Source organism: Micromonospora okii (assembly GCF_020884795.1).
Classification (GTDB): Bacteria; Actinomycetota; Actinomycetes; order Mycobacteriales; family Micromonosporaceae; genus Micromonospora; species Micromonospora okii.
In genome coordinates this window covers 201,950-221,306 of sequence record NZ_BBZF01000017.1, presented here as the reverse complement: position 1 = coordinate 221,306, position 19,357 = coordinate 201,950, and the positions used below count along the sequence as shown (strand labels likewise).

Below are 19,357 nucleotides of genomic sequence, written 5' to 3'. Positions count from 1 at the left end.
ATGTGGTCATTTGTCCAATTCGACGTATCCTCACGTCGCCGCCAGCACCACCGGCTCGGACGTCAGGAAGTGGCGCTGGTCGTCGGCGTCCGGGTCGACCGGCTCGCGGAGCCGCTCCACCGCCACGTAGCCGCCCCCCGCGTACGCCAGGCCGGGGGCCCAGCCGAGGCCGTCGCGGCCCACCTCCAGCGGGAAGCGGGAACGCTCCGCGCCGGTGCTCGGGTCCAGGGTGACCAGGTCGTTGGCCTCGGTCAGCAGGTGCACCCGGCCGGGCTGGACGGCCAGGACCCGGGCCGGGCCGAGGTCGGCCCGACGCCACAGCTCCTCGCCCGTGCGGGCGGCCCGCCCGGTCACCACCCCGCCGGCCGTCACCACGGCCCGCTCGCCGTCCAACTCGGACCCGGCGGAGTCCAGCCCGGGCGCGGCGACCGGGGCGCCGGAGCCGGCCAGCCAGCCACGCCCGGACCCCTCCCCCGGGCCGGTGGTGCGCAGGCCCCGGCACCGGGACCGGGGCTGCACGCAGCCGACCGGGGTGACGGCCAGCTCGGCGGCGGCGTCCGGCGGCTGCCAGCGGGTCGCCGGCGCCCCGGTGGCGACGTCGCGGAACTCGACCACGGCCGGCCCGGCGCAGCGGTCGACGGCCACGAACCGCCCGGCCGCCGTGGTGCCCACGTCCGCGCGGCACCCGCCGTCGACGTCGGCGGACCAGAGCCGCCGGCCGTCGGCGAGCGCGAAGCCGGCCACCCGGTCCGGCCCGGAGACCACCAGCACCGCCCGCCCGTCGGCGTCCCGGGCGAGGAAGAGCCCCGGCGGGGCCCAGACCGCGCCGGCCCCGGTGCGGCGGGCGGTCCAGCCGTCGGCGGGTGCGGGGCCGTCGGCCTGCCAGGCCACCCGCCCGGTACGCGCGTCCAGCGCCACCAGCCGCCCGTCCGACCAGTGGCTGACCACCGTGGTCCCCTCCGCCACCACCCCGCTGACCTCCGCCGGCCAGCGCCGGTACGACCAGTACGGGGTGACCCGGTACCGGCTGTCCGCCGGCTGGTCGGCGTAGACCTGGCGGGTGGCGGCGTAGACGCGCAGCCGGCCGTCCACGATCAGCGGGGCCACCGGCAGCCGGCCCACCACGCCGATCGCCGGGTTGACCGACGCCGGATAGGTCGCCCGGGCCGCCGTGACGACCTCGGCGGGGGCGAGGACCCGGTGCACGACGACCGCTACCGCCGCGACGGCCAGCAGCGCCGCTACCGCCACCGCCGCGCCCCGCCGCCCCTTCGCCACACCCATGCCGCACCTCCGCCCGGCACCCTACCGAGGGGGGCCGCCGCGGGCCCGGTCAGGCCGCCTGGGCGGACGCCGGGGGGCGGGCGGCGCGGGCGAGGTCGGCGAGGTCGCGGCGGAACGCGCCCTCGACCGCCCGGACGGCCAGGCCCCCGAAGAACAGGGCGAGGAACCGGCCGTACGGGCCGGTGGCCACCGCCTCCTGCCGCACCGTGACGGCCGTGCAGTCCCGGCGGCGGCGCTGCGTGGTGCGCAGGGCCCAGGTGGTCCGGTAGGACACGCCGGGGCCGGACGAGGCGAGCACCAGTCGTCGGGGCGGGACCGCCTCCAGCACCACGAACTCCTCGGCCTGCGCGCCGCCGCCGGGCCGGGCGCGGGTCTCCCGCCACGCCGTGCCGGCGGCGAGGGGGCCGGGGGTGAGCAGCTCGACCGCGCCGACCGTGCAGAGCCAGTCGGCGCGGACCGGCAGGTCGACCAGGAGCCGCCAGAGGTCGACGGCGGGCGCCTCGATGAACTGGGTGACCGTGACCGTCGACATCGCCACCTCCCGTGTCCCCCACGGTACGGGGAGTCAACGGCCGGCGGGGCCCCAGCGGCGGGATTTCCGCCGCTGGTGGCCGATCCGGGGGCACCCGGGAGCACCCCCGCTGTCACGTCACGCCCGGAACCGTCCGACCTGGATCGCGCCGACGAAGGCGCTCCAGCCCGGCGGGCTGACGGCCAGCGCCGGCCCGGCCGGGTCCTTCGAATCGCGTACGGCGACCACGCCGGCGGTGTCCACCAGGTTGTCCGCCACCTCGACGCACAGTCCCTGGTCGTTGGAGCGGCTGCTGGTGCGCCAGACGGCGCCCGCGAGATCGGTCATCGTTGCCTCCTGTCCGTTGGACGTCCCACGAGGCCGACGACGCCGCGTGGCGCCGCCCGCCGGGCACCGCCGGGACGGGGCGGACCCGGCGGATCAACGCGGATACGCCGGAACCCGGTCGCACCGGATGTGCGACCGGGTTCGGATGGTCGGGACGGGAGGCCGCGCCGGTTCGGCGGGCGGGGTGGACGGTGCCGGGGCCTGCCCGCTCAGCGGGCGGGGCGGACGGTGCCGGTGACCTCGCCGAGGGCGATGGTGGTGCCGTCTGGGCCCGGGGCGGTGGCCGTCAGGGTGACGGTGTCGCCGTCGGCCAGGAAGGTCCGCGTCTCGTCACCGACCTTCACCGGCTCCGCGCCGCCCCAGGTCAGCTCCAGGAACGAGCCGACCTGGCCCCGCTCGGGGCCGGAGACGGTGCCGGAGGCGTACAGGTCGCCCGTGCGCAGGGACGCCCCGTTGACGGTGAGGTGGGCGAGCTGCTGCGCGGGCGTCCAGTACATGGTGGCGAAGGGCGGCTCGCTGACCCGCTCCCCGTTCCACTCCACGGCCAGCCGCAGGTCCAGCCCGACGTGCGGCGCGTCGCGCAGGTACTCCGCCACCGGCGGGTCCTGGTCGGGCGCCGACACGAACGCCTCGGCGAGCGCGTCCAGCGGGGTCACCCAGGCCGAGACGGAGGTGGCGAAGGACTTGCCGAGGAACGGCCCGAGCGGCTGGTACTCCCACGCCTGGATGTCCCGGGCCGACCAGTCGTTGACCAGCACCACCCCGAAGACGTGGTCCGCCAGGTCGGCCGCGGCCACCCGGTCCCCCAGCCCGGTCGGCACGCCGACGACGAAGCCGACCTCGGCCTCGATGTCGAGGCGCACGGAGGGGCCGACCACCGGGCCCTGCGGGGTGGCCCGCTGCCCCACGGGGCGGACGACCGGCGTGCCGGAGACCACCACCGTGCCGGCCCGGCCGTGGTAGCCGATCGGCAGGTGCTTCCAGTTCGGCAGCAGCGGCGGCTGGCCGGGCCGGAAGATCTGCCCGACGTTGGCCGCGTGGTGCTCCGAGGAGTAGAAGTCGACGTAGTCGGCCACCTCAAACGGCAGCAGCAGCTCGACCTCGGCGAGCGGGACGAGCAGCGGCTCCACGGCCGCCCGGTGGGCGGAGTCGGTGAGCAGCTCGGTGACCCGCTGCCGGACCGCCGTCCACTGCGGACGGCCGAGCGCCATGAAGGCGTTCAGGGTGGGCCGCCCCAGCGCGCCGGCGGCCAGCACCAGCCCGGCCGCCTCGGCGCCGGCCAGGTCGAGCACGAAGTCGCCGATCCGCACGCCCACGCGCGGGGCGTCCCCGCCGGAGCGGAACACGCCGTACGGCAGGTTGCGCACCCCGTACGCCGAGCCCTCGGCGCCCGTCACCCACGTCATGCCTCGTATCCCCCGTTCACCAGCCCCAGCCGGATCAGATCGGTCAGTGGTTCCTCGATGCTGCACGAGCCGAAGCCCACCCACAGCGGCCGGTCGGCGTCCCGGGCGGCGCGGGCCGGCTCGGCCAGCGGCTCCGGGTCGGTCGCGGCGAGCAGGGCGGCCACCTCGTCCACCTCGGCCCCGTCGACGGCGGCGAGCGTCGCGGCGAGCACGTTGGCGAAGCCGTGGTGGGTGAAGCCGGTCTCCGCGTCGCGGTGCCGCACGGCGTGGTGCAGCCCGGCGGTCAGCTTGAACGGCAGCTCCCGGTCCCGGCAGGCGCAGATCACGGCGGCCAGCTCCACCGGGGTCGGGAACAGCTCGGCGGCCAGCCCGCCGGTGCGGAACTTGGCCGCGACCGGCACCCCGTCGGCGCGGGCGGCGGCGACCGTGTCCAGGGCCGCCATCAGCCCGAAGGTCAGCGGCAGCTCGGCGTACACGTCGACGCCCCCGGGCTGCCCGGCCAGCCTCAGCAGCTCGGCGAGGCCGGGCTGCGGGTCCTCGCCGCGCCTGGCGACGGCCACCTCGATCTGGCGGGCGGTGACGCCGCCCGCCGCCAGGGCCGACAGCGCGGCCGGCAGCCCCCCGACGCCGGTGTCGCCGATCAGGCCCACCACGAGGCCTTCGCCGGGGTCGACCAGCGGGCGCAGCTCGCCGGCGACGACGGCCGAGGCGGGGACGAGCAGCGGGCCGACCAGGCCGGCGTACCAGGACACGCGGTACCGGCGGTGCGCGGCGACCGCGTCGGGAAGCGTCGCGCTGCCGGGCGGGAAGACGGCGGCATCGTCGACGAGGCCGGCAAGGAGACGGGGCACCTGCGTTGACACGAGACAAGAACTTACGGGACGCTACAAGGAACGGACAACAGCGTCCGATTATCGGACGCGAACGGCCGGTGAACGGGACGAATCGGGAGGCGACATGCCGTACTACCGCAGCGTCGGTGAGGTGCCCCGCAAGCGGCACACCCAGTTCCGTCAGCCCGACGGCAGCCTCTACGCGGAGGAGCTGATGGGCCAGGAGGGCTTCTCCTCCGACTCGTCCCTGCTCTACCACCGGCACGCCCCGACCGCGATCGTCGCCGCCGAGGAGTACGCCCCGCCCGCCCTCACCCGGGTGGCGAACCTGCCACTCAAGCCCCGCCACCTGCGCACCCACAAGCTCGCCGGCGCCGGGGCCGACCCGATCCTCGGCCGGCGGTACCTGCTCGCCAACGACGACGTGCGGATCGCGTACGTGCTGGCCGACCGCCCCTCCCCGCTGTTCCGCGACGCCACCGGCGACCACTGCCTCTACCTGGAGTCCGGCACCCTGCGGGTGGAGTCCCCGTTCGGCGCGCTCGACGCGGTGCCCGGCGACTACGTCGTCATCCCCACCTCGACCATCCACCGGCTCGTCCCTACCGGCGACGAGCCGGTGCGGCTGCTGGCCGTCGAGGCGGCCGGCCACATCGGCCCGCCCAAGCGCTACCTCTCCGTCCGGGGCCAGTTCCTGGAGCACTCGCCGTACTGCGAGCGCGACGTCCGGGGGCCGGACGCCCCGCTGCTGGTCGACGGCGAGGACGTCGAGGTGCTGGTGAAGCACCGGCGCGGCTGGACGAGGTACGTCTACGCCAACCACCCGTTCGACGTGGTCGGCTGGGACGGGCACCTCTACCCGTGGGCGTTCTCCATCCACGACTTCGAGCCGATCACCGGCCGCATCCACCAGCCGCCGCCCGTGCACCAGACGTTCCAGGGTCCCAACTTCGTGATCTGCTCCTTCGTCCCCCGCAAGGTGGACTACCACCCCGACGCCATCCCGGTGCCGTACAACCACCACAACGTCGACTCCGACGAGATGCTCTTCTACACCGGCGGCAACTACGAGGCGCGGCGCGGCTCCGGCATCGAGCAGGGCTCGATCTCGCTGCACCCGTCCGGCTTCACCCACGGCCCCCAGCCGGGCGCGGCCGAGCGCTCGATCGGCGCGGACTTCTTCGACGAGCTGGCCGTCATGGTCGACACGTTCCGCCCCCTCGACCTCTGCGACGCGGCGTCGGAGTGCGAGGACGAAGCCTACGCCTGGACCTGGTCCCGCCGCCCCTAGCCACCAGGCGGCCGACGCAAATCGATGGACCGCGCCGGCCCCGTCGACCATCCTGCCGGGATGAACGACGACCGGATGTCGGACGCCGAGCGGCGGGTGTGGGCCGCACTGCCGGACGACGTACGCGAGACCTTGGTCGCCCTGCCCGCCTCGGACCTGACCACGCTCCTGCTCTCCCTGGCCCGAACCCGGGCCGCGCGGGTGCGGCCGACCGAGGTGCTGCGCCGCTGGCGGGAGGACCGCTTCGTCCGCCCGGCCGACTGCGACCCGCGCGCGACGATCGCCGTCCAGGCGCTGCTGTGGGACCTTCTCCCCGCCGAGGTCGCGGGCGTGGAGCTGTCCCCCGTCGTGCCGCTGGGCACCTGCGCTGCGGTCACCCCGGCCAGCCAGAACCGGATCGTCACGGCCACCCGCCCGGTCGAGGTCCTCAGCGACCCCACCAATGCCCTCGCCGGTCGAGGCCGCCGACCGGCGGCTACGTGGGGACGGCCCGGACGAGGTGCACCTCGCGGCCAGCCACCGGGTGCTGCGGGCCCAGCGGTTCGGCGCGGGACTACAGACGCACTTCCGCCTCTTCGCCCTGGTCTCCAGCGCCCGCGACGCCGGCTCGGGCCGCACCGAGGCCCGGCTGCTGACACTGCACCTCGACTACTGGCAGCGGGTCCTCGCCCGCCTGGTGCCGCACGCCGCGCCACGGCTGCGGTTCACCGTCCTCGACTCCCCCGTGCTGCGGGACCGCCTCGCCGACACGGTCCTGCCCGCCCTGGCGGCCGGCGGTGTGCCGATCTTGGAGGAGCCCGACCGCACCCGCGGCCGGGGCTACTACGTCGACGCCGCGCTGGGCCTCGCCGCCACCTCCTGCGTCTCCGTCCACCGCCTCGCCGCCCTCGCCACGCGGTGAGCACCCCGTAGCCAGCCCGGCCACGGCTTGACCCTCGACCTGATCGAGGGCCGAGGGTGAGCGCGTCGAACGACGCACAGGCGGGAGAAGGCGACGTGGCGCAACAGGCGGAAGAGAAGACCCTCGTCCAGGGAACTGCCCCGCCCGTTCCCGGCCACTACTGGGTCTGGCTGGGCGGGGTGCTGCTCTCCCTGCTCGGCTCGCAGATCATGGCCTTCGGGATGACGTGGATCGCCGCAGAAGGCGGCGGGGCCCTCGCCGGCCTCGTGCTGACCGCGATCACCCTCCCGCGCGTGCTCCTGCTGCTCCTCGGCGGCGCGCTGGCCGATCGGATCGGCCCCTGGCGAATCATGATCACCGCAGACGTGACCATGGCAGTCGCCACGATCCTCCTGGGCGGTGCCCTCCTGCTGCTCGGCACCCGGCCCGGTCTGCTTCTCGCCGCCGCCTTCGTCATCGGCGTCGTCGACGCTTTCTACCTGCCGAGTTCCGGCTCGATGCCGCGACGGCTGGTGCCCGACGAGAGCCTTCCCCGGGCGATGTCCGCCCGCCAGGTGATCGGGCAGCTCGCCGCCTTCGTCGGGCCCTCAGCCGGCGGGCTCGTGGTCGCGACCGCAGGTCTCGCGGCTGCGGCGTTCGCGAACGCCGGCACGTTCGCGGTGATGGCCTTCGTGCTGGTCGCCCTGCGCCCTCGGGCGCTGCGGGCCGCCCCGCCGCCGGCTCCGGGCGGCACGGTGCTTCGTCAGGCGGCCGACGGTCTGCGAGTCGCCTGGACCGATCCGCTGCTGCGCCCGGCGCTCGCCCTGACCGCCGTCGCCGCCGGGTTCCTGCTGCCCGTGTCCGGGATGCTGGTCGCGCTGCTCGCCCATCAGCGGCACTGGACCACCCGGACGGGCGGCGTGCTCGCCGGCGCGATCGCCCTCGGCATGGTCGGCGTGGCGGTCCTCGTGACCGTTCGGGGTGTCCTGCGCCGGCCGGGATCGGCCGCCGCCGTGGGACTCGTCGTCGCGGCGGCCGGCACCCTCGCCCTCGCGCTCGCACCGACGGCGCAGGCGGCCGTCGGTGCCGCCGCAGTCGTCGGCGTCGGCTCGGGGCTGTTCAGCACCCACATCGGCCCGCTGATCCTCGGCGGCAGCCCTGCCGGCCACCTCTCCCGGCTACAGTCGGTCCTCGTGCTGACACAGAGCGTCCCCCTACTCCTCGCCAACAACGCGCTCGGCACGCTGACAGACGCAACCACCGCCAGCACGGTCCTGGTCATCTGCTCCGTAGTCCTAGCCTCGACAGCCGCGCTAGCCCTGACCTCGCCGCCCCTGCGAACGACGACCCCAACCTGACCTCACGGGGCCGAGCGGTCCGCTCGGACGGCGACTACGTCAGGGGTTCGCCGGGGCCCGCCCGCGGAGGGATCAAGCCTGACCGCCCGGAGCGGGCGGGCCCCGGCGAACCCCACCACTACGAGCCAGGCAGCCCCTCGACGGCGCGAAGGACTCAGCGCACGGTCCGGGAGAAGACCGCCACCTCGGCCACCGCCCCCACCACGATCGCCAGCACCAGCGGCCACGGCGTCCCCACCGCCGCGTACACCAGCAACAGCAGCGGCGCGGCGGCCACCGCGTAGACGGCGAGCGCCAGGAAACGGTCCGAGCGCAGCAGCTCGGGCAGGACGGTCCGGGTCAGCCCCGGCACGCGCGCCGCCAGCAGCCACCCCACCAGCACCCCGCTCAGCGCCACCAGCACCGCGAGGAACCGGGACGGCCCGGACGCGGCGGACGCCGCGACCGCCACCAGCACGGTGCCGACCAGCGACCAGCCCGCCCCGTACAGCACGAGGCGGCGCAGCTCCTCCGAGGCGCTCCGGCGCGGGTCGGCGACGGGCACCGGGGCGGCCGGGACACCCTCCGCCAGCTCGGCCAGCGCCGAGGCGTACCGCCGTCGCTCCAGCCGGACGATCCCCGGCTCGTCGCCGGCGGCCTCCAACTCCGGGTGGAGCCGCAGCGCCTCCCGGTACGCCCGCTCGGCCAGGTCGAACAGCCGCAGCCGGGCGGCCACCAGGGCGAGGACCAGGTGCGCCTCGGCCTCCTCGACGGCCAGCTCCACGCCCCGCCAGGCGGCGTTGAGGGCCGGCTGCCCGCCGCGCGAGCCGGACAGGATCGCGGCGGCGCTGCGCTGGGCGTACGCGTCGGCGGGGCCGGCGGCGAGGAGCCGGTCGGCGGTTCGGGCCGCCTCGGCGTGCTCGCCCAGGTCGGCCAGGGCCAGCCCGCGCGCGACCAGCGGGGCGACGGTGTCCGGGGCGACGGCCAGCGCCGCGTCGGCGGCGTCCCGCGCCTCGGCGGGCCGGCCGGCGGCCAGGTGCACCCGGGCGAGGGCGGTCAGCGCGGCGGCGTTCGCCGGCTCCAGGGCGAGGGCCAGCCCCACCTCGCCGACGGCCTCGTCGTACCGGCCGAGGTCGGCCAGCAGGTGGGCGCGCTGGAGGTACCCCTCGGCGGTGGCGTCGTCGGACATCCGCGACCTACGCGGGCGGGGTCGGGTAGACGAGGGCCACCGCGATGCCGGCGAGCCCCTCGCCGCGCCCGGTGAAGCCCAAGCCGTCGGTCGTGGCGGCGGAGACGGTGACGGGTGCGCCGACGGCCGCGGAGAGCACCGCCTCGGCCTCGGCGCGGCGCGGGCCGATCTTCGGGCGGTTGCCGACGACCTGCACCGACACGTTGCCGATCTCGAAGCCGGCGGCCCGGACCCGGCGGGCGGTCTCGGTGAGCAGCGTCGCGCCGGGCGCGCCCGCCCACTCGGGCTCGGCCACCCCGTAGTTGGAGCCGAGGTCGCCGAGGCCGGCGGCGGAGAGCAGCGCGTTGCAGGCGGCGTGCGCGGCGACGTCGGCGTCGGAGTGCCCGGCCAGGCCGTCCTGGTCGGGCCAGTGCAGGCCGGCGACCCAGCAGGGGCGGTCGGCGGCGAAGGCGTGCACGTCCGTGCCGACGGCCACCCGAGGAACGATCATGACCCGAGGGTACGCGTCACGCGCCGGCGGAGAGCAGGTGCTCGGCGAGCGCCAGGTCGAACGGCCGGGTGACCTTGAGGGCGTGCTCGGAGCCGGGGACGCAGACCACCGGGACGCCCTGCTTCTCGACGAGACCGGCGTCGTCGGTGAGCGGGTCGCCGGCCGCCGCGTGGGCGGCGGTCAGCACCGCCCGACGGAAGCCCTGGGGGGTCTGCACGGCCCGCAGGGCGGACCGGTCGACCGTGCCGAGGACCATCTCGCCGGGGCCGACCTCCTTGATGGTGTCGACCACGGGCAGGACGGGGATCACCGCGTCGTGCCCGGAGCGGACGGCTGCGGCGACCGACTCGACCAGCTCGGGCGGGGTCAGGGCGCGGGCGGCGTCGTGCACGAGGACGATCTCCGGGCCGGCGGGGACGGCCGCGAGCGCGGCGGCCACGGACGCCTGGCGTTCCGCCCCGCCGGGGACGACCAGCACCGGGGCGACCGGGGCGAGCAGCTCGCGGACCGCGCCGACCTCGCCGGCCGGGGCGGCCACCACGATGGTGTGCACGGACGGGGCGGCGGCGATGCGGCGCACGGCGTGCACGAGCAGCGGCTCGCCGGCGAGCAGGCGCAGGGCCTTGGGCGCGCCGGGGCCGAGGCGTACCCCGGCACCGGCCGCAGGCACGAGGACCGCGACGTCACCGCGCGGATTGAGCTGCGCGGTCACGTCGCGGTCCTCGGGTTTCTTCGCTGCGGGGTGGGTACGACGATGCGGTGGGAACTAGGCCTCGGTCAGGACCTTGTCGAGCAGGTTCTCCGCCTCGTCCTTGGTGCTCTTCTCGGCCAGCGCGACCTCGCCGACGAGGATGTCGCGGGCCTTGGCGAGCATCCGCTTCTCGCCCGCCGACAGGCCCCGCTCCCGCTCCCGGCGCCACAGGTCGCGGACGACCTCGGCCACCTTCAGCGGGTTTCCGGAGGCCAGCTTCTCCAGATTCGCCTTGTAACGCCGCGACCAGTTGGTCGGCTCCTCGGTGTGCGGAGCGCGGAGGACGTCGAAGACCTTGCCGAGGCCCTCTTCGCCGACCACCTCGCGCACGCCCACGATCTCGGCGTTCTCGGCGGGCACCCGGACCGTCAGGTCACCCTGCGCGACCCTGAGGACGAGGTACTCCCTGGGCTCGCCCTTGATGACCCGAGTCTCGATTGCCTCGATGAGTGCGGCCCCGTGGTGGGGGTAAACAACGGTCTCGCCGACACTGAAAACCATAGGTTCGAAACCCCTTTCGCTGTGTCTAGGGTAACACGCTCAGGCACCGATGTCCTACCGCTGTCCTGACCGTTGGCGCAGCTCAGGGGCCCTGTGAGAGGTATTTCTTCAGCTTGACAGGCGGCCAAACCGATGGTCTGAACACGCTCCGTGAGCGACAGATGACACCCCGGCGTGGGTGGTCGGAGCGTGGATTTCTCGGGCGATGCGCTTGTTCCATGATACTCCCGGTCGCACCCACCGCGCCCGGATGTAGCGGGAGGAGGCGACCGTGCGGGACGCTGGAGGCGACCCGCTGTCCACGCACCGAGCCGGTTCGAGGGGGCTGGATGGGCATGTCTGACCCCGAGGGCCAGGGCCCCGCCGAGGGCCTTCCCGGCCTGCCCCCGGAGTGGGGCCGCATCGTCGTGCCGCAGGACGCCTCCGCGCTCGCCGAGGAGGCCGAGCTGGTCCGCCGCGAGCTGCGCGGGCGGGCCGAGGGGGCCCGCCGACCGTCCCGCCCCGGCCGGCCGGACGGCCTGCCACCGCTCGCCCTGCCGCTGCTGGTCCTGCTGGTGGCGGTGCTCACCACCGTCGCCGGGCTGTTCGCCGTCACCTGGCCCCGGCCGCCCCGGGCCGGGGACCGCCCCACCGTCGTGCCGCACGCGACGGCGGCCGACCTGACCGGCCGGGCGCTGCCGGCCCTGGACCTGGTCGACGCCGGGAACGCCGCGGTCCCGCTGCGCGGGCTGGTGCCCGCGGTGATCATCCTGGTGGACTCCTGCCCCTGCCCGGAGCAGGTGGCCGAGGCGGCGACGCTCGCGCCGCCCGGCGTCGCCGTGGTCACCGTCGAGGGCGGTCGCGCGGTCCGCCCCGCCCCGGCGTCGCCCGGCCCGGCGGCACGTCCGCTCGCCGACCCGGCCGGCGGCCTGCGCACCTTCCTGCGCCTGCCGGCCCGCCCCGGCACCGCCGCCGCGCTGCTGGTCGACCGCACCGGCGTGCTGGTCCGGGTGGTGCCGGAGCTGCGCTCGGCCGAGGACTACCGCGCCGACCTGGCCCGCCTCGCCGCCTGAGCGGCCGGGCAGGTCAGAACCCCAGTGCCACCAGCCGGTCGGGGCAGAACCGCAGGGCCGCGCACCGGGCGGGTCAGAACCACAGGCCCGCGAACCGGACGTCGGCGACGACCGGGAGGCCGCCGGGGGCGGCGGTCAGCTCGACCTGGATCGGGCCGGCCGCCCGGCGCAGCCACATCGCGCCCGGCCTGCCGTCGCACGCCGCCCGCCGGCTCTGGGTCCGGTCGGAGCGGAGGGTCACCATGAGCAGTCGCCCCGGCCCGAGGCACCGGTATTGGAGCAGGTGCGTGTGGGCCCCGGCCGGAGTGAACTCCCGCCGCTGCGGGGGCTGACCGGGGCGTACCACCAGTTGGGCCTCCCAGAGGGTCCCGCTGAGTCGGGGCAGGCCGCCGTGCCGGTTCGTTCCGGGGGAGGCGTCCCCGTCGAGCCGCACGATCACCCCGCCGGTGCGCGGGTCGAGGATGACGGCGCGGGCCCCCGGGTCGACCGCGCGGGAACGGGGCGCGTCGCCGACGCGGCGGGGCTCCGAGGCCGACTGCCCGGACCCGGCCGTCACGGCCGGCGCCTCGGCCCGCCACCACCCCACGCCCAGTGCCAGCGCGAGGACGACCAGGGCGACGAGCGCCCCGCCCCGCGCCCGGCCCGCCGTGTCCCCGCTCACCCCGCGAAGGGTAACGCCCCGGAGCCGCCCCCACCGTCCCGCGCGCCGCCGCGATCGAGAGGTCCGCCCGGCCTCCCGGGGCAGCGCCTCCTGGTCGACAAGGGGGTCAGGAGACGGGGGCGAGGAGGGCGGCGTAGAGGGTCAGGCCCGGGCCGAAGGCGAGCACCAGGATTCGGTTCGGGGGGCGTTCCGCCCGGAGCAGCCGGTCCAGGATCAGCAGCACCGTCGCCGAGGAGCAGTTGCCGTGCTCGTCCAGGGTGGCCCGGGACGCGGCCAGCGCCTCCGGCGGCAGGCCCAGCTCGCGTTCCACCACGTCGAGGATGCGCGGCCCGCCCGGGTGCACCGCCCAGCCGTCCACCTCCGGCAGCGTGGTGCCGTGCCGGGCCAGCAGGCCGTCGACCAGCCCCCGGACGTGGCGGGAGAGCACCTGCGGCACCTTCGACGACAGGCCCATCCGGAAGCCGGTGTCGGTGACGTCCCACGTCATGTGGTCGGCCGTGGTGGCGTCGGTGACCGAGGTGACCTCGCGCAACGCGTACCCCCGGCCGCCGGGGACGACCACGGCCGCGACGGCGGCGTCCGAGAAGAGGGCGTGGGAGACGATCTGCTGGGTGTCGGCCCGGGCGGCGGCGGGTTGCAGGTGCAGGCTGGTCAGCTCCGCGCAGAGCAGCAGCGCGGGCCGCTGCCGGGCGGTGACGAAGTCGCCGGCCGCCCCGAGCCCCGGCAGAGCGGCGTAGCAGCCCATGTGGCCCACGACCATGCGCTGGGTGTGCGGTGCCATGCCCAGGTCCCGGGCGAGCAGGATGTCCAGCCCGGGGGTGGCGTACCCGGTGCACGAGCAGACGATGAAGAGGCCGACGTCGGCGGCGTCCAGGCCGGCGGCGGTGAGCGCCCGGCCGACCGCCTCCTTGCCCAGCGGCAGCGCCTCGACCTGGTAGCGCCGCATCCGGCGCTCCGTCGGCCAGTCGGCGACGTCCTCCAGCAGCGGGTTCACCGCCGCCTGCCGCCGGGTCACCCCCGAGTTGGCGAAGATCCGCCGCGCCAGCGTCCGGGTGGTGCCGGAGAAGTGGTGCGAGAAGTAGCCCGCCCACAGCTCGTCCTGCGTGGCGCCCGGCGGCTGCGCCGTCCCCAGGCCCGCGATGACCGGTACGGCCACGTTTCCCACCTCTCGTTCGCGTACCCCACGTCGTCACAACGAGGGGCCGGGCCGTCGCGGTCCGGGCCGCCGCCGAGTGCCGGTGCCCGCCGGGGACGGCGGCTCCGGCGGGTGCCTGGTTCGTGCCGCCCGGTTCCGGTTCTTCCCTTACCCGCGAGCCGGCCCGGCTACCCGCGCCGCACGCCGCGCCCCTGGTAGAGCACCGCCGTCGACCAGGTCGGACGGATCTGCGGTGACCGGCCGGCCGAGCCCGGCCGAGCCTGCCCCTCGCGGCCCCGCATCCGGCGGACCAGCCAGCCCACCGTCCCGCGCAGCCCCGGGCGGACGCCCCGGACCCGCAGGTCGACGCCGTGCCGGGCGCACTCCGCGACCAGCGCGCGATGGTCGACGAACAGCCGGGGGTCGTGGATGCCCCGGGGCACCGCCGGCAGCCGCTCCCCGATCTCGACGGCCACCAGCCGGCTGAGCAGGGTGTCGTTGAGGGTGTCCAGCACCAGCAGGCCACCGGGCCGCAGCAGTCGGCACGCCTCGGCGACCGCGCGCCGCCAGTCCGGCACGTGCTCTAGCAGCTCGCCGGCGGCCACCACGTCGGCGCAGCCGTCCGCCAGTGGCACGGCGGTGGCGTCGCCGTTGACCGCGGTGACCCCGTGCGCGGTGGCCAGCGCCAGGGCCGAGCGGGTCAGGTCCACCCCGACGTGCCGGTAGCCCTTGCCGGCCAGGTGCGGGGCGAGCAGGCCCGCGCCGCAGCCCAGGTCCACCAGGAGCGCGCCGGGACGGTCGGCCGGCGGCACCAGGGCCCCCCGGGCCCGCGCCAGCCAGTGCAGCATCGCGAAGGCGCCGTCCGGGCGCCACCACTCGTCGGCGAGGTCGTCGTACTGCCCGGGGTCGTTCGGCGGCCGGGGCACGCCGGACGGCTTGGGCGAAACGTCACGCATAGATCGAGCGTGGCACGACCGGGCGGTAACGGGAAGACTTCGGCTTATGTCGACGACGGTGTCAGCGCTGCTCAGGGCCAGTCATCCGGAGCCCGCTACGGCGGTGACCGTGGTCGCCGGGCTGCTCGCCTGGGGGGTGGGGCACCGCCCGTCCGGGGTCGCCGCGGTGGCGCTCACGGTCCTCGCCAGCCAGCTCGCGGTCGGCTGGTCCAACGATCACCTGGACGCCGCCCGGGACGCGGCGGTGGGGCGTACCGACAAGCCGGTCGCCGCCGGCGCGGTGAGCCGGCGGACGGTCGGCCTGGCGACGCGGGCGGCGGCCCTGGCCACGGTCGTGCTGGCGGTGACGACCACCAACCGGGCGGCGGCGCCCTGGGCGATCGTCGGCCTGGTCTCCGCGCTGCTGTACAACCGGCCGCTGAAGTCGACGCCGGTCTCGGTGCTGCCGTACGCGGTCTCCTTCGGCGTGCTGCCCGCCTTCGTGGTGCTCGCGCTGCCCGGCGCGCCCGCCCCGCCGGTCTGGCTGGTGGTCGCCGCCGCCCTGCTGGGGGCCGGCGCGCACTTCGCCAACGTGCTGCCCGACCTGGCCGACGACGCCCGGACCGGGGTGCGCGGGCTGCCGCACCGGCTGGGCGCCACCGGCAGCCGGGCCGCCGCCGCCGGGCTGCTGCTCGCGGCGACCGTCGCGCTGGTCGCGGGGCCGCCCGGGCCACCGTCCTGGGCCGGGATGTCGGCCGTCGCGACCGCCGCCGTGGTCCCGCCCCTGGCCTGGTACGCGGGCCGGGGCGCCGGCCGGGCCGGCGACCGCGGGGTGGCCGCGTTCCGGGCGGTGCTGCTGGTGGCGCTGATCGACGTGGTGCTGCTGGTGTCGAGCGGCCCGCTGGTGTGAGCGGCCCCGGCAAGGTGGTGGTGCCGGGTCGCCGTGCGGGTCACGATCAGGCCCAACTACCCTGAAGCCGGTCTGCGCGGGTATGGCCACCGTGCCCGGCGTCGGCCGGGTGGGGATCGTGACGAGGAGGACCGACGTGACGCGCTCGATCAGGGGTTCCCGGCGGGCGGCCCTGCTGGTGTCCGGCGTGGCGGCGACCGCCCTGCTGGCGACCGGCTGCGGCACCGGCCAGAAGGCCGAGACCGCCAACAAGGTGCCGTCGATCCAGGGCGTCGACGTCCAGACCGAGAACCGGGACTACAAGGTGCGCGGCCTCTACGTCGAGCACCCGGCCAACGGGACCTACCAGGCGGGCGCCAACGCCGCGCTCAACGCGGTGCTCTACAACGACTCGCAGACCCCGGTGACGGTGACCGTCACCACGGACAGCGCCCGGGAGGTCGTGGTCGGCGGCGGCGAGACCGGCTCGGCCAGCCCGTCCGCCTCGACCGGCGAGTCGCCCTCCGGCGAGACCTCGCCGTCGGGCAGCGCCTCCCCCTCGGGCAGCGCCTCCCCCTCGGCCGGTGGGTCGCCCTCGGGCAGCGCCTCGCCCTCGGCCGGCGCGTCGCCGTCGGAGGGCCCGTCCGCCCCGGCCGGGCAGCCGGCCCGGTTCGAGATCCCGGCCCTCAGCTACGTCCAGCTCAACGTGCAGGGCGGCCGCCCGCTCCAGCTCGTCGGCCTGAACGAGACCCTCCGCGTCGGGCAGCAGGTCGACCTGACCTTCGACTTCGGCAACGGCCAGGTCGTCAGCACGCCGGTCCCGATCGGCATCCCGCTGACCCCGCTCCCGCGGCCCTCCCAGATCGTCGAGCGCGAGGGCGGGCACGGCGAAGAGGGCGGCACCGAGGGTGGCAACGGCCACGGCGAATAGCGCCGCGGCACCGACCGTCGACGACACCGCCGGCGTGGCACCTGCCACGCCGGCGGTGTTTTCGTCGTACGGGAGGACTAGCGTTCCGGTGTGACGACGTCCCGATCGACACCCTCCCGAGCGACGCCGCGCGGCGCGGGCCGGGCCGCCCGCGAACCCCGTCCGGCCTACGAGTGCGACGCCTGCGGCCACCAGCCCCCCAAGTGGGTGGGGCGCTGCCCCGAGTGCGGCGAGTGGGGCTCAGTGGTCGAGTGCACGGTCACCGGCCCGACCGTCTCGGGCCGGGTGGTCAGCTCCCGGCTGCCCGCCGAGCCCGCCCGCCCGATCGCCACCATCAGCGCCGCCCCCGCGAAGGCCCGCGCCACGGGTGTGAGCGAGCTGGACCGCGTGCTCGGCGGCGGCCTGGTGCCCGGCGCGGTGGTGCTGCTGGCCGGCGAGCCGGGGGTGGGCAAGTCCACCCTGCTGCTCGACGTGGCCCAGCAGTGGGCGGCCACGGCCGGCAGCCCGTCCCTGGTGGTCAGCGGTGAGGAGTCGGTGAGCCAGGTGCGGCTGCGCGCAGAACGGATGGGCGCGCTGCACGACCAGCTCTGGCTGGCCGCCGAGAGCGACCTCGGCGCGGTCCTCGGTCACCTCGACGCGGTGAAGCCCGGGCTGCTGGTGCTCGACTCGGTGCAGACGATCTCCATCCCCGGCACCGAGGGGGTGCCCGGCGGGGTGACCCAGGTGCGGGCGGTCACCGCCGCCCTGGTCGCGGTCGCCAAGGAGCGCGGCATCGCCACGGTGCTGGTCGGCCACGTCACGAAGGACGGCCAGGTGGCCGGCCCCCGGGTGCTGGAGCACCTGGTCGACGTGGTGCTGCACTTCGAGGGCGACAAGCACTCCTCGCTGCGGATGGTGCGCGGCGTGAAGAACCGGTTCGGCGCGGCGGACGAGGTCGGCTGTTTCGAGATGCACGAGGGGGGCATCAGCAGCCTCGCCGACCCGTCGGGGCTCTTCCTCACCCGCTACTCCGAGCCGGTGCCCGGCACCTGCGTGACGGTGGCGATGGAGGGGCGGCGTCCCCTGGTCACCGAGGTGCAGGCGCTGATCGGCGCGACGGTCGCCGGCTCGCCCCGGCGCACGGTCTCGGGGCTCGACGGGGCCCGGCTGGCGATGGTGCTCGCGGTGCTCCAGCGCCGCGCCGACCGGCTGACCCTGCACGACCGGGAGGTCTTCGCGGCCACGGTCGGCGGCATCCGGGTGGTGGAGCCGGCCGCCGACCTGGCGGTGGCCCTGGCGGTGGCCTCCGGCGGGCTCAACCTCGCGATGAACCCACACCTGGTGGCGATCGGCGAGGTCGGGCTGACCGGCGAGGTGCGTCGGGTCGGGGCGGTGCCCCGCCGGCTGGCGGAGGCGGCCCGGCTGGGCTTCCGGGTGGCTCTCGTGCCGCCCGGGTGCGGCCCGGAGAGCGCGGGCGCGGGCCCGGAGAGCATGCGGGTGATGGAGGTCACCGACGTTCGCTCGGCCCTCCAGTGTGCCGCCCGCGCATCGGCGGAGTGACCCACGGTGGTCGTCGGGAGGGACCGCCCGTGCGATTTCCGGACATGCGCGGCAGGCGGCGCGGGGCGACACGAGGAGGGCATCGTGACACATCACAGTAACCACGACAGCACCCACCGCACGCCAGTCCGTAGACTGTGCGCGTGCCGATCGACCGCGATGCCAGCAAGACCGCCGGCGCGACCCCCCACGCCCGCACCGGCCCCGTGGGCTCGCCCGCCCGTCCGATCAGCGTCAGCGTGACCGGGAGTGTCGGCGGCGCGGGTGGCGACCCGCTGCGGGCCAACCTCGCGCTCATGGCGCCGGGCACCGCGCTCCGTGACGGCCTGGAGCGGATCCTGCGCGGCCGCACGGGCGCGCTGATCGTCCTCGGCTACGACAAGGTGGTCGAGGGGCTCTGCACCGGTGGCTTCCCGCTGGACGTGGAGTTCTCCGCGACCCGGGTCCGCGAGCTGTGCAAGATGGACGGCGCGGTGGTGCTCTCCAGCGACGGCACCCGGATCGTCCGGGCGGCCGTGCACCTGATGCCGGACCCGTCGATCCCCACCGAGGAGTCCGGCACCCGGCACCGCAGCGCAGAGCGGGTGGCCCGGCAGACCGGCTACCCGGTCATCTCGGTCAGCCAGTCGATGCGGATCATCAGCCTCTACGTCAACGGCCAGCGGCACGTGCTGGACGACTCGGCGGCCATCCTGTCCCGGGCCAACCAGGCCCTGGCCACGCTGGAGCGCTACAAGCTGCGCCTCGACGAGGTCTCCGGCACCCTCTCCGCGCTCGAAATCGAGGATCTGGTCACCGTCCGGGACGCGGTGGCGGTGGTGCAGCGGCTGGAGATGGTCCGGCGGATCGCCGACGAGATCGCCGGGTACGTGGTGGAGCTGGGCACCGACGGCCGGCTGCTCGCCCTCCAGCTCGACGAGCTGATGGCCGGCGTCGACGCCGACCGCACCCTGGTCATCCGGGACTACCTGCCCACCGGCCGCAAGCCCCGCACGCTGGACGAGGCCCTGGTCGAGCTGGACCTGCTGGGCGCCACCGAGCTGATAGACCTGGTGGCCGTCGCCAAGGCGATCGGCTACCCGGCCGCCTCCGACGCGCTGGACGCGGCGGTCAGCCCGCGCGGCTTCCGGCTGCTGGCGAAGGTGCCCCGGCTGCCGGTGGCGATCGTCGACCGGCTGGTGCTGCACTTCGGCAGCCTTCAGCGGCTCCTCGGGGCGACGGTGGAGGATCTCCAGGCCGTGGAGGGCGTCGGCGACGCGCGGGCCCGGGGCGTCCGGGAGGGGCTGTCCCGGCTCGCCGAGGCGTCCATCCTGGAGCGCTACGTCTGACGGGTGCCACGTCTGACGGGTGCCACGCAGGGCCGCACCGGGCGACCGGGCGCGGCCCGGGGGGGG

20 protein-coding genes are annotated in these 19,357 nt (G+C 76.0%); 8 read left to right on the top strand and 12 right to left on the bottom strand.

What is annotated here, in order from left to right; all coding sequences use genetic code 11:
- Nucleotides 1-30: 30 nt before the first annotated feature.
- The 5 genes from LPU43_RS14675 to LPU43_RS14655 form a co-directional block, all read right to left on the bottom strand.
- Nucleotides 31-1,284: an outer membrane protein assembly factor BamB family protein gene (locus tag LPU43_RS14675; protein WP_229400957.1), complete on the bottom strand. Its 1,254-nt coding sequence runs from the start codon at nucleotides 1,282-1,284 to the stop codon at nucleotides 31-33.
- Between the two features lie 49 nt (nucleotides 1,285-1,333).
- Nucleotides 1,334-1,816, bottom strand: coding sequence for an SRPBCC family protein (locus LPU43_RS14670; RefSeq protein WP_229400956.1), 483 nt, complete (start codon nucleotides 1,814-1,816; stop codon nucleotides 1,334-1,336).
- 117 nt (nucleotides 1,817-1,933) lie between these two features.
- Entirely contained in the window at nucleotides 1,934-2,143 is a 210-nt protein-coding gene (locus tag LPU43_RS14665) for a DUF397 domain-containing protein (protein WP_229400955.1), read from the bottom strand.
- A 209-nt stretch (nucleotides 2,144-2,352) separates the two neighbouring features.
- The gene (gene fahA, locus LPU43_RS14660) at nucleotides 2,353-3,549 is read right to left on the bottom strand and encodes a fumarylacetoacetase (RefSeq protein ID WP_229400954.1); all 1,197 of its coding nucleotides are present in this window, start codon (nucleotides 3,547-3,549) and stop codon (nucleotides 2,353-2,355) included.
- Complete coding sequence (locus LPU43_RS14655) at nucleotides 3,546-4,412, bottom strand: hypothetical protein (RefSeq protein WP_229400953.1); 867 nt, start codon at nucleotides 4,410-4,412, stop codon at nucleotides 3,546-3,548. The genes fahA and LPU43_RS14655 overlap by 4 nt, the downstream gene beginning before the upstream one ends.
- A gap of 94 nt (nucleotides 4,413-4,506) precedes the next feature.
- On the opposite strand from LPU43_RS14655, the gene LPU43_RS14650 reads away from it, so the two are divergent.
- The 3 genes from LPU43_RS14650 (at nucleotide 4,507) to LPU43_RS14640 (ending at nucleotide 7,911) form a co-directional block, all read left to right on the top strand.
- Nucleotides 4,507-5,673, top strand: coding sequence for a homogentisate 1,2-dioxygenase (locus LPU43_RS14650; RefSeq protein WP_229400952.1), 1,167 nt, complete (start codon nucleotides 4,507-4,509; stop codon nucleotides 5,671-5,673).
- A gap of 442 nt (nucleotides 5,674-6,115) precedes the next feature.
- Entirely contained in the window at nucleotides 6,116-6,574 is a 459-nt protein-coding gene (locus tag LPU43_RS14645) for a hypothetical protein (RefSeq protein ID WP_229400951.1), read from the top strand.
- Between the two features lie 95 nt (nucleotides 6,575-6,669).
- Nucleotides 6,670-7,911, top strand: coding sequence for an MFS transporter (locus LPU43_RS14640; RefSeq protein ID WP_229400950.1), 1,242 nt, complete (start codon nucleotides 6,670-6,672; stop codon nucleotides 7,909-7,911).
- Between the two features lie 154 nt (nucleotides 7,912-8,065).
- Here the strand turns inward: LPU43_RS14640 and LPU43_RS14635 are convergent, their stop codons facing one another.
- The 4 genes from LPU43_RS14635 to LPU43_RS14620 are packed head-to-tail and all read right to left on the bottom strand — an operon-like array spanning nucleotide 8,066 to nucleotide 10,821.
- The gene (locus LPU43_RS14635) at nucleotides 8,066-9,079 is read right to left on the bottom strand and encodes a tetratricopeptide repeat protein (RefSeq protein WP_229400949.1); all 1,014 of its coding nucleotides are present in this window, start codon (nucleotides 9,077-9,079) and stop codon (nucleotides 8,066-8,068) included.
- Nucleotides 9,080-9,086: 7 nt separating this feature from the next.
- On the bottom strand, nucleotides 9,087-9,569 hold the full coding sequence (gene ispF, locus LPU43_RS14630) for a 2-C-methyl-D-erythritol 2,4-cyclodiphosphate synthase (protein ID WP_229400948.1): 483 nt from the start codon (nucleotides 9,567-9,569) through the stop codon (nucleotides 9,087-9,089).
- Nucleotides 9,570-9,585: 16 nt separating this feature from the next.
- Nucleotides 9,586-10,281 (bottom strand): 2-C-methyl-D-erythritol 4-phosphate cytidylyltransferase, encoded by a 696-nt coding sequence (gene ispD, locus LPU43_RS14625; RefSeq protein WP_229400947.1) that lies wholly within the window; start codon nucleotides 10,279-10,281, stop codon nucleotides 9,586-9,588.
- 54 nt (nucleotides 10,282-10,335) lie between these two features.
- On the bottom strand, nucleotides 10,336-10,821 hold the full coding sequence (locus LPU43_RS14620) for a CarD family transcriptional regulator (RefSeq protein ID WP_229400946.1): 486 nt from the start codon (nucleotides 10,819-10,821) through the stop codon (nucleotides 10,336-10,338).
- 335 nt (nucleotides 10,822-11,156) lie between these two features.
- On the opposite strand from LPU43_RS14620, the gene LPU43_RS14615 reads away from it, so the two are divergent.
- On the top strand, nucleotides 11,157-11,873 hold the full coding sequence (locus LPU43_RS14615) for a hypothetical protein (RefSeq protein WP_373321715.1): 717 nt from the start codon (nucleotides 11,157-11,159) through the stop codon (nucleotides 11,871-11,873).
- A 73-nt stretch (nucleotides 11,874-11,946) separates the two neighbouring features.
- Here LPU43_RS14615 and LPU43_RS14610 read toward each other — a convergent pair whose 3' ends face one another.
- The 3 genes from LPU43_RS14610 to LPU43_RS14600 form a co-directional block, all read right to left on the bottom strand.
- The gene (locus LPU43_RS14610) at nucleotides 11,947-12,534 is read right to left on the bottom strand and encodes a hypothetical protein (RefSeq protein ID WP_229400944.1); all 588 of its coding nucleotides are present in this window, start codon (nucleotides 12,532-12,534) and stop codon (nucleotides 11,947-11,949) included.
- 106 nt (nucleotides 12,535-12,640) lie between these two features.
- On the bottom strand, nucleotides 12,641-13,690 hold the full coding sequence (locus LPU43_RS14605) for a type III polyketide synthase (RefSeq protein ID WP_229400943.1): 1,050 nt from the start codon (nucleotides 13,688-13,690) through the stop codon (nucleotides 12,641-12,643).
- A 167-nt stretch (nucleotides 13,691-13,857) separates the two neighbouring features.
- The gene (locus LPU43_RS14600) at nucleotides 13,858-14,625 is read right to left on the bottom strand and encodes a methyltransferase domain-containing protein (protein WP_229400942.1); all 768 of its coding nucleotides are present in this window, start codon (nucleotides 14,623-14,625) and stop codon (nucleotides 13,858-13,860) included.
- A 46-nt stretch (nucleotides 14,626-14,671) separates the two neighbouring features.
- On the opposite strand from LPU43_RS14600, the gene LPU43_RS14595 reads away from it, so the two are divergent.
- From LPU43_RS14595 to disA, 4 genes are all read left to right on the top strand, one after another.
- Nucleotides 14,672-15,514, top strand: coding sequence for a UbiA family prenyltransferase (locus LPU43_RS14595; protein WP_229400941.1), 843 nt, complete (start codon nucleotides 14,672-14,674; stop codon nucleotides 15,512-15,514).
- A 136-nt stretch (nucleotides 15,515-15,650) separates the two neighbouring features.
- Entirely contained in the window at nucleotides 15,651-16,424 is a 774-nt protein-coding gene (locus LPU43_RS14590; RefSeq protein WP_229400940.1) for a hypothetical protein, read from the top strand.
- 90 nt (nucleotides 16,425-16,514) lie between these two features.
- Nucleotides 16,515-17,963 carry a DNA repair protein RadA gene (gene radA / locus LPU43_RS14585; RefSeq protein WP_229400939.1) on the top strand — a complete coding sequence of 483 codons (1,449 nt, stop codon included), beginning with the start codon at nucleotides 16,515-16,517 and terminating at the stop codon, nucleotides 17,961-17,963.
- A 143-nt stretch (nucleotides 17,964-18,106) separates the two neighbouring features.
- Nucleotides 18,107-19,291, top strand: coding sequence for a DNA integrity scanning diadenylate cyclase DisA (gene disA / locus LPU43_RS14580; protein WP_229400938.1), 1,185 nt, complete (start codon nucleotides 18,107-18,109; stop codon nucleotides 19,289-19,291).
- The last annotated feature ends 66 nt before the right edge of the window (nucleotides 19,292-19,357 follow it).